Source organism: Streptomyces sp. NPDC004561 (assembly GCF_053602155.1).
The window spans coordinates 1-8,325 of sequence record NZ_JBSGDB010000392.1 but is presented as its reverse complement, the minus strand read 5'-3'; the positions used below and the strand labels follow the sequence as shown (position 1 = coordinate 8,325).

The 8,325-nt window shown below is 69.2% G+C and carries 9 protein-coding genes and 2 pseudogenes; 5 read left to right on the top strand and 6 right to left on the bottom strand.

Annotation, left to right across the window (positions count from 1 at the left end; all coding sequences use genetic code 11):
• Positions 1–28: 28 nt before the first annotated feature.
• The 3 genes from ACWEN3_RS35275 to ACWEN3_RS35265 are packed head-to-tail and all read right to left on the bottom strand — an operon-like array spanning position 29 to position 2,407.
• Positions 29–787 carry a DivIVA domain-containing protein gene (locus ACWEN3_RS35275; RefSeq protein ID WP_452979428.1) on the bottom strand — a complete coding sequence of 253 codons (759 nt, stop codon included), beginning with the start codon at positions 785–787 and terminating at the stop codon, positions 29–31.
• On the bottom strand, positions 784–1,959 hold the full coding sequence (locus ACWEN3_RS35270) for a globin domain-containing protein (protein WP_452979426.1): 1,176 nt from the start codon (positions 1,957–1,959) through the stop codon (positions 784–786). Before ACWEN3_RS35270 ends, ACWEN3_RS35275 begins: the two co-directional genes overlap by 4 nt.
• 4 nt (positions 1,960–1,963) lie before the next feature.
• The gene (locus tag ACWEN3_RS35265; RefSeq protein ID WP_452979423.1) at positions 1,964–2,407 is read right to left on the bottom strand and encodes a group I truncated hemoglobin; all 444 of its coding nucleotides are present in this window, start codon (positions 2,405–2,407) and stop codon (positions 1,964–1,966) included.
• Positions 2,408–3,399: 992 nt separating this feature from the next.
• Here ACWEN3_RS35265 and ACWEN3_RS35260 point away from each other — a divergent pair.
• Positions 3,400–3,960 carry an ISL3 family transposase gene (locus ACWEN3_RS35260; RefSeq protein ID WP_452979421.1) on the top strand — a complete coding sequence of 187 codons (561 nt, stop codon included), beginning with the start codon at positions 3,400–3,402 and terminating at the stop codon, positions 3,958–3,960.
• A gap of 352 nt (positions 3,961–4,312) precedes the next feature.
• On the opposite strand, the gene ACWEN3_RS35255 is transcribed toward ACWEN3_RS35260, so the two are convergent.
• A complete protein-coding gene (locus ACWEN3_RS35255; RefSeq protein WP_452979418.1) occupies positions 4,313–4,744 on the bottom strand; it encodes an STAS domain-containing protein in 432 nt (143 codons plus the stop codon).
• 129 nt (positions 4,745–4,873) lie between these two features.
• Here ACWEN3_RS35255 and ACWEN3_RS35250 point away from each other — a divergent pair.
• A pseudogene (locus ACWEN3_RS35250) lies at positions 4,874–5,038 on the top strand (ArsR family transcriptional regulator); the annotation flags it as partial.
• 58 nt (positions 5,039–5,096) lie between these two features.
• Here the strand turns inward: ACWEN3_RS35250 and ACWEN3_RS35245 are convergent.
• The gene (locus tag ACWEN3_RS35245; RefSeq protein WP_452979415.1) at positions 5,097–5,753 is read right to left on the bottom strand and encodes a type III effector protein; all 657 of its coding nucleotides are present in this window, start codon (positions 5,751–5,753) and stop codon (positions 5,097–5,099) included.
• A 129-nt stretch (positions 5,754–5,882) separates the two neighbouring features.
• Here ACWEN3_RS35245 and ACWEN3_RS35240 point away from each other — a divergent pair, with 129 nt between their 5' ends.
• The 3 genes and pseudogenes from ACWEN3_RS35240 (at position 5,883) to ACWEN3_RS35230 (ending at position 7,328) form a co-directional block, all read left to right on the top strand.
• Positions 5,883–6,314 (top strand): Hsp20/alpha crystallin family protein, encoded by a 432-nt coding sequence (locus tag ACWEN3_RS35240; protein ID WP_452979412.1) that lies wholly within the window; start codon positions 5,883–5,885, stop codon positions 6,312–6,314.
• Between the two features lie 108 nt (positions 6,315–6,422).
• Positions 6,423–6,802: pseudogene (locus ACWEN3_RS35235) on the top strand (DUF2267 domain-containing protein); the annotation flags it as partial.
• Between the two features lie 91 nt (positions 6,803–6,893).
• On the top strand, positions 6,894–7,328 hold the full coding sequence (locus tag ACWEN3_RS35230; protein ID WP_452979409.1) for a DUF2267 domain-containing protein: 435 nt from the start codon (positions 6,894–6,896) through the stop codon (positions 7,326–7,328).
• Between the two features lie 87 nt (positions 7,329–7,415).
• On the opposite strand, the gene ACWEN3_RS35225 is transcribed toward ACWEN3_RS35230, so the two are convergent.
• Positions 7,416–7,652: a hypothetical protein gene (locus ACWEN3_RS35225; RefSeq protein WP_452979407.1), complete on the bottom strand. Its 237-nt coding sequence runs from the start codon at positions 7,650–7,652 to the stop codon at positions 7,416–7,418.
• Positions 7,653–8,325 lie beyond the last annotated feature (673 nt).

The following is an 8,325-nucleotide window of genomic DNA, read 5'->3' as shown; positions in this document are numbered from 1 at the left end:
GCCGTCGACGCCGCGGCCGGCCGGCACCTCATCCCTGGGTGGTCCAGGTGCTCGCGCCGCCCGGGCCGCCCGTGCCCGAGGTTCGCGCAGAGTCCGTGGAGGCGACGGGAATCTGCTCGGGCGTACGACCGGGCAGCCGGTGGGCCGGACCTGCGGCCGGGCGCGTGGGACTGCCGATCCCGGCGAGCTTCTCCACCTCGAACGCCAAGGCCTCGCGGGCCGTCTTGAGCTGCGTCTCCACGGACTGGATGGCGTCGAGGAAGGCACGTGCCCAGGCCAGGCGGCGTTCCAGTTCCTCGAACTCGGCGGTGTAGTGCGTGCCGGAGCGGGCGCGGTACTCGAGTACGGCCCGCTCGGCCTCCTCCTGGGCCTGGCGCTGTGCCTCACGCAGCACGTCGTGGTACTGCCGACGGGCCTGGTCGGCGACCTGCCGGGCGTATTCGCGCGCCTGGGCGATCAACGAATCCGCCTGCTGCTGGGCGCGGGAGAGCAGGTTGACGGCCTCGACGGTCGGCTGCCGCTGGGATACCGCCTTGCCGGTCTGAGCGGCCTGCCCGTTCGCCTGCTCGCCCCGCTCGCGGTAGAAGTTGCGCAGCCGTTCGTTCTCGGCCCACAGCCCGGCCAGGTCCTGGTGGAGCGCCGTCATCTCGTCGGCGACCCTCAACATGAAGCGCCCGACCTCGTCCTCGTCCAGGCCGCGCCGGCCGATCGGGGTACGGGTGAACTGCTTGGTGCGGATCTGTTCGGGTGTCAGCCGATACTGGGTCTGGTGGTCGGGCGTGTTCATGACTCGATGTCCTCCCCGTGAGACGCGACGCCGTACTGCTCGCCACCCAGGCCGGTGAACGACTCGAACCGGATGCGCTCGACCGGTGTGCCGGCCTGCGCGAGGCGCTGAACCGAGTCGCGCACCATGTGGTCCGAGCCGCACACGTACACCTCGTGGTCGGTGAAGCGGCCGAGGCGCAGCGCCACCTCCACCGCGGTGCCGCTCTCCTGGGGCCGCAGGGAGACCTCGGAGACGGCCGGGATGACGCTCAGCCAACGGTGGTGTGCCTTGGCGAGGGCCTCCAACGCGGGCCAGTCGTACAGGTCGTGGTCAGTGTGTGCGCCGACGACGAGTGTCACCCGGCGTTCCGGCCGCCCGGCCCGCTGCCCGGCGACCTGCTCGGCCAGGGCCTTCAGCGGCGCCAGCCCGGTGCCGCCGGCCAGCAGCAGCAGTGGCCGGTCGCCGTCCGGGTTCAGCGTCAGCCGGTTGCCGACCGGGGCGCCGAACCTCAGCACGTCCCCGAGCTGGATGCCGTGCACCAGCGCCGAGGAGACCGGGCCGCCCGGAACCATGCGGACGTGCAGCTCGATGGTGCCGTCCAGGCGGGGAGCGTTGGCCGGGCTGTAGTAGCGCCACATCCCGGGACGCAGGTGGGTCGCCACCGCGACGCTCTGGCCCGGCAGGAAGTCCAGGCGGTAGTTGGCCTTGACGGTGAGCACGGCGACGTCCAGCGTGCGCCGTTCGTGGCCGATCACCTTGGCGTCCCACCAGGGCGGGCTGCTGTTGGTGGCCTCCTCGGCGGCCTGGCGCATGACCTTGGCCACGAGCTCGTACGCCGCCTGCCAGTCGGCGGCCAACTGGTCCGTCCACTGCGGGCCGAGGAAGTGGGCCAGCGTTCCCAGCAGCGCGGACCCCACCGCCGGGTAGTGGTCGGCCTGAACGTCGAACTTGCGGTGGTCCGCCCCGAGTTGCTTCAGGAAGGGCACCAGCTCGTCCACCTGGTCGACGCGGGACACGATGGTGCCCAGCGCTCCGAAGAGCTTGTCACGCTGCCCTGCCATGCCGATCGGGAACATGTCCCGAGTTTCGGGATGGGTGAAGAACAGCGTCGAGTAGAAGAACAGCGGCACTTGGTCGCCGTAACCGGCCACCACGTTCCAGCTCTCCTGCAAACGGCGAGCGTCAACCACGATGTCAGGCTTTCCGCACCAGTTCGTCGGAGGGCTGCCGGACGATCTGCTCCTTGACCGCGGCGAGCACCCCGGCCACATGCATCAGCACGTCCACTCCGACGCGGTTCTCCCACAGCACGCCGAGCAGCACGTGACCCACCCGCTCGTAGTGCTCCCCGGTGACGCCCAGCCCCTGGTGCGCTTCGGCCAGCTCTCGCCCGGCGTAGTTGTCCGGCCCACCGAGGACCTTGGTCAGCATCAACACCATGTGGCGCTTGAGCGTGGGCAGGTCGGTGCCCTCGAAGTACGGGGCCAGCTGCTCGTCCTGCAACGCGTGGAGATAGAGGTCGTCGACGACCTTCTTGACGGCCTGGGCGCCGCCGATCTGCTGGTAGAGTGCCGAGGTCTCCGGGTGGTCGCCTGGCAGCTCCTTCGCGTGCGTCTCGGCGGCTTCGTCGAGCGTCATGTCTGTCACTTGGGCCTTTCTCATCTGTGGTCTCAGATGGCGGCACGTAGATGTGCCTCATATCTCGGCTCTTGCGCGCCCCCGTTCCCCGGTCGGCGGATCCGGGCCGCGGCCGGGATCTCCAGCCGCCTGCCTTACGCACCGCCGCGTCCGCCGCCGACGGCGATGTCGCCCAGGACCTCACCGAGCCTGCACACCAGGTGTGTTCCCCCGAGGTGTGCCGGGTGTGTGTGCACCACGGCAGGGCCCTGATTCCGTTCGGCCGGAAGCGGATGCCCGTGATCCTGTCGTACGTCGACAGTGAGTCGCAAGCCTGTCCATGCGATCGCCATCGCGTGTGTTGGCGTGATCCGACCGGTGCTGGCGGAGTCGTCTGTGCTCTCCTAAGTCCCTTGCCAGCAGCGGAAATTGTGGACCGGGGCGGGAGGGGAGTCAGGACACCGAGGGTGAGCTTGGCGTGATCACCACGGATCGTGTGGCATAGAACACAACAAGTGAGAACGGCCGCCTGCGGGGCGCCGTTTGGGCATCGCCGAGTGCTCGACCCCTCGCCGGCGGGCGGCCGCTGAGACGGGGGCTTCCCCGCTGTCCGAGGCGAGTTGACCCCCAGCCTTTAAAGTGGCGCAGGCAGCCGGCCGATGGCGCGGTTGACGGTGACCGCCGGCCATCGAAGCGCCGGCCTGCTGTCCCGACCGCCCATGGGCGTGGACCTGGTCGTCGGCGCGTCCCCGTACGACTGCGCCGGGTGACACACAGGCTGTCATGGACCGGGTCGGACACCTGGACCGATCCGACAGCGGACGTGGAGCGGCTCGCGGGCAGACTGACGAGCCGCCTGAAGCAGCTCCAGGCCGCCCACCCCGACTGGGTGAGCGGCTGTCAGGCCTTCGGAGGCGCCGCTCGTCTCGTGATGAGCGGCGACCACGCACCTGTGCTGCGCCGTCTGTGCCTGACGGCAGACCCGCGGGTCGGGCTCATCGTCGCCTCGACTGGTGGCGTTCCTGTCTTGGCGGCAAGTCCTGCGACTTGCCGGTCATCGGGCGGTGTGGGATGCGGCCGGTTTTCTGGGGGCTGGCTTTTCGTACTGCTCCCGGAACGCTGCCTGGGCCACGGGACGGCTGCGGGAGGCATTCCCACACCAGGACCCGCCCCGCCGCAAGCCCTCTGTGAGGGACGTGACTGGGTGGATCACCCGCCATCCCGACCGACTGGCCACCGACGACGCCCTGCAGCTCAAGGAGATCCTCGCGCGCGTCCCGGCGCTCGCCCGCACCGCCGAGCACGTCCGGGCATTCGCCGAGCTGATGAACGACCGCCGCGGCCACCAGCTCCCAGACTGGATTGCCCGCGTCCAACAGGACCAGGTCCCCGCCCTGCAGACCTTCGCCACCGGCCTCCTGCATGACCTCGACGCAGTCGTCGCCGGACTGACCCTGCGCTACAGCTCCGGCGCCGTCGAGGGCCACAACAACAAGATCAAGATGATCAAACGCCAGATGTTCGGCCGCGCCAACTTCGACCTGTTGCGCAAACGCGTCCTCCACGCGGCATGAGCCGGGTCGTGGCAGCGTGGACGGTGACGTGGTTGGCGTGGATGGTGACGGCGCTGACCGCGACGTCGGGGGCCTGGTGAAGCCAGAGGTCGTGGAGCAGCTCGTGGGTCACGATCGTTCATGATCGCGGAGTTGGTGACCCTCCGTGGCTCTGGCACGAAAAGTGATCCAGAACCAGGATTTGGACCGGTGGCGAGACAGGCCGTCCAGTGCTGCAGTTGTGTCCAGCATGGATCATTCGGTGGCGCCGGCCAGCATCGTCAGTGCAGCGACGAGAGGGCTGTCCCAGCAGCCCGATACCGGACCGGTCATACCTGGCGTCACTCCTACACGGAAGATACGTCCACTCTCGTTAGACGGCAGCGTGCATTTCCGTGGGCCGCGAGCGTGAAGAGGAGAAGAGATCTTGCGCCCCAAGGAGATCAAGCAACCTGTCGATCGCGGGGCTGGTGTCCTGGATGACGACGGTCTTGCTTCCGCTCAGGGCCCGCCGGCGCAGTTCCAGAAGAACGCTCAGGCCAGCGCAGTCACAGAAACTGAGCCCGCTCAAGTCCAGGTCGAGACCGCGGGACGAAGCAGCAAGCGCTTCGCTCAGCTGGTCTCGGAGCTGGCTGCCCGAGACGAGGTCGAGTTCACCGCGCACGGTGACACGTACTCGGTCATCGCTCGACGCGTACGACGTGGCTATCTGGCCAGGCAGGAGTGACTTCGCAGCCGTACTTCTACCTGGGTAGGGAACGCCCGGCGCTGTGGGGGACTGTGCCCAGTGGGAAGGGTGCTGCATGCCTCACTCCCTGTGCGCTTATCGTGGTCCGCTACGAGGTTCCCTCTCAACGGGAACACACGTCAACATATACACGAACTTCTGTGCGTGCTTTTGGATGCGTGTATAGCTGTTCGCTAGAGTGGGGGCATGGATGAGGTGCCCGAGCCCCACACCGGATGGACGTTCCTGACGAACCACGCCCGCGTCCTCGCTGCCATCGCGGACAATCAAAGCGTCCGCGTCCGTGACGTCGCCGCCCGCTGCCGCATCACCGAACGCGCGGTGCAAAAGATCATCGCCGATCTGGAGCAGGCCTCTTTGCGTCGGCGGCTGTACCGACGGCCCCGCGGCCGGTGTCGTTGTCGATCGGTCAGTCGGGGGCGCCGCGTATGGCTTGGGCGGAGCTGGTGAGGGTGTCGAGTCGGGCGGCGAGGTCGGGGTGGGCGGTTGTCAGGTGGGGGCGGGCCGCGTTCAGGGGGCGGACGAGGGCGGCGGGATCGTCCCGGGCAAGGGCCGCGTCGAGCTTGCTGACGGGCAGGCGGGCGGCGGTGGGAAGGTCGGTGAGGGCGGTGATCTGGCCGGCGATGCGGCGCAGGTCGGCGGCGTTGTTTCGGGCCCAGGCGGTGAGGGTGCGGTCGGCGGCGCGGCGTTCGCGGGTGGCCTTGACGCGTTGTTCGCCGGTGCTTCCGGCAGGGCCGGGCCGGTTGCGCAGATAGCGGCGTTCGGCCGCCTGGCGGCTGGCGACGCCGAGCGGATGGGCGAGGTCGGCCCAGCTGGCTCCCGCGTCGCGGGCTGTTTCGATCAGGCCGGCTTCCCAGCCGGCGAGCTGCTCACGCACCTGCCGCAGCAGCAGGAGGGAGGCCAGGGCCTGCTCCCGCCCGGTGTGGTTGCCGTCGGGGGCCTCGGCTGCCTCGTCCTGGGCGGCGCGCAGGGCGTTGCTGATGGTGTCCAGGGCCGCCGCGGCAGCGAGAAACGATGCCGGGTTTTGGGTGTCGGGGCGGGAATTCGGCTGGTCGGCCGCTGTCATGGGCACCTCGCTCCGATGTGTCGTCCTTTCGATGACCTCATGTTTGTCATCCATTGGATGACATGTTACAACGGTTTCCGTGAGGCGCATTGGCAGGTACTGCCCTGAACCTTCTGGAGGTGTTTCACGATGTTGATGCGCACCGACCCCTTCCGTGAGCTGGACCGGCTGGCTCAGCAGCTGATGGGCCCGGGCACCTGGTCCCGGCCGTCCGCGATGGCGATGGACGCCTACCGCGAGGGCGACGAGTACGTGGTGGCCTTCGACCTGCCGGGTGTCAGCCCGGAGGCGATCGACATCGACGTCGAGCGGAACATGCTGACCGTCAAGGCCGAGCGCCGGCCCGTGGCGAAGTCCGACGACGTGCAGATGGAACTCTCCGAGCGTCCGCTGGGCGTCTTCTCCCGCCAGGTCGTGCTGGCAGACACTCTCGACACCGAGCGCATCAAGGCCGACTACGACGCCGGGGTGCTCACCCTGCGCATCCCGATCGCCGAGCGCGCCAAGCCCCGCAAGATCGCCATCGGCGGGGAATCCTCCCGCAAGGAGATCTCCGGCTGACCCCGGCGGCAAGGGCCGGTCAACGGCGTAGGGCGGGAACCCGATCTCCCCCTCACCCGCCCTCCGCCCCCGCCGGAGCACAGCAGTCGAAGAAGGGTGGCGGCCGACGTGACCCTGCGAATCGACGCGTTCCTCGACCATGTGGAGGAACGCGGCGAGTATCAAAGTGTGCAGAAAGCAGAACGCGCGGCCCGCGTGGTCCTCGCCCTGCTGGGCGCACACCTGGTCGGCGAGGTGCGCCCGGCTGGCGGCGCGCCTGCCGGAAGCTTCGCCCTGATCCTGCTGAATCAGCTGCAAAGCGCCGAACCGCTGCCACCGGAGCGGTTCGGCGGGCGACGGCGGCCTGGATCGAGGGGGCCACCGAGCAGACCGCGACCTGGGACGTCAGCGCCGTCCCCAGCACGGTCGCCGACGCCGCCTGCGACGACCTCCTGGGGCGGATCCTGCTCCAACTCCCCGCAGGCTACGACCTGCTCTTCGGCCGCCCGGCCCACCTGACCACTCAGACAACCGGTGCCCGCGCACACCGCCGGGCACCGGCATCCCAACCTCGGCGACAGAAAGGCAACCACCGCAGTGATGTCCGACCGGCGTGCACCGCTGAAGCACCTGCCCGTGATGACGTTCGAGCAGATGCTGGACAAGGTCCGTTACGAAGGCGCCTACCCCACCCGGGAACGGGCCGAGGAAGCCGTCCGCCTGGTCATTTCGGGTCTCGGGCGCCAGCTGACGGGCGAGGAACGCGTCGAACTGGCCGCCCGCCTGCCCTGGGAAGCCGCACGCATCCTCACCGAACAGATCCCCGACACCCAGCCGCTGACCGGCTGGGCCTTCGTCAAGGACCTCGCCACCCGCAGCGGCACCACCCTGGGCACCACCCGCTGGGACACCGGCTCCGTCCTCGCCGCCGTCGCCGCCCTGGCCGGCCCCGAACTGCTCACCCGCATCCTGCGCCAGCTCCCCGGCGGCTACGCGCTGTTGTTCGGCCGCGCCGAACTCACCCAAGCCGCCTGAGCGGAGCGTGTGCCGGTACCGACCACCCGCCAACCAAGATCACTCCCAGCGGCAGACGTGACTGCCCCGATGGCTCCCCGGACCGGATTACCGGGGCAGGCGGACGCGGATGGTTTTGCCCCGGCCGGGGCCCGGGGCAGTGTGGCGGCGGACCATGGGCCGGCCGACTCCTTTGGCGCCGCCGTTGAGGTCCGGGTGCCCGTACCCGCGGGGGCGCGGGTACAGGTCGCTGGCGGCGACGTTCACCGCGTCGGCAGTGGCGCCCAGTTCGAGGGTGCACCGGCCACCGCCGTGGCGCAGGGCGATGGTGGTGAGCTCGGACAACCATCAGGGGGAGGGGGCTGTGCCGTCTCCGGGGACCGGGACCGGGTCCAGGCTGTCGAGGAAGGCGCGGGCGGCGTCACGAGCGCGGGCGATGCCGGCGGGACTGTCGCCCTCCACCACGACAGGCTCGCTGGGAGCCGCCGCGCGGGTCGTCTCCGTGTCGGTCCTGCGTCATCGCCCGGCCCCCGATCGATTGTGCCGCCAGGCTCAGCGTGTGCCCGCGGGCCGGAATGCAACCAGGGACAGCACTCTTCCGCGTGCAGGCGGGGGGGAAACCCTCTCCATGGAGGAAATCTGTTGTGGCGATGGTAGACATTGGCGGGTTGTGGGGTTACTGTTTCTGTCGTACCCAGGAAGTCGAAGTGGGCACGGCAGAGACGAACTGCCGTCCAGGTCATGCAGGACGCGACCCGAGAGGTCGCGAGCAGTACTCGCGTTATCCAGCAGTACAACCGAGTAACCGAAGGTAAGGAGCAGAACGCCATCAGGATCGCCCGGGCGAGGAAGCAGTCCGCCCGGGTACCGCAAGACCCCGGATTGGAAGGTGGTCCCCGGTCACGCATCCGCGATCCCCGCACCCCCGCCCTCCCAGGCGGAACCTGCGGACACAGAAGTCCGGCGCAGTCGGCCGGTAGATGGTGTTGAAAGCTCGGGGCCCGGGTTGCCGTACGGC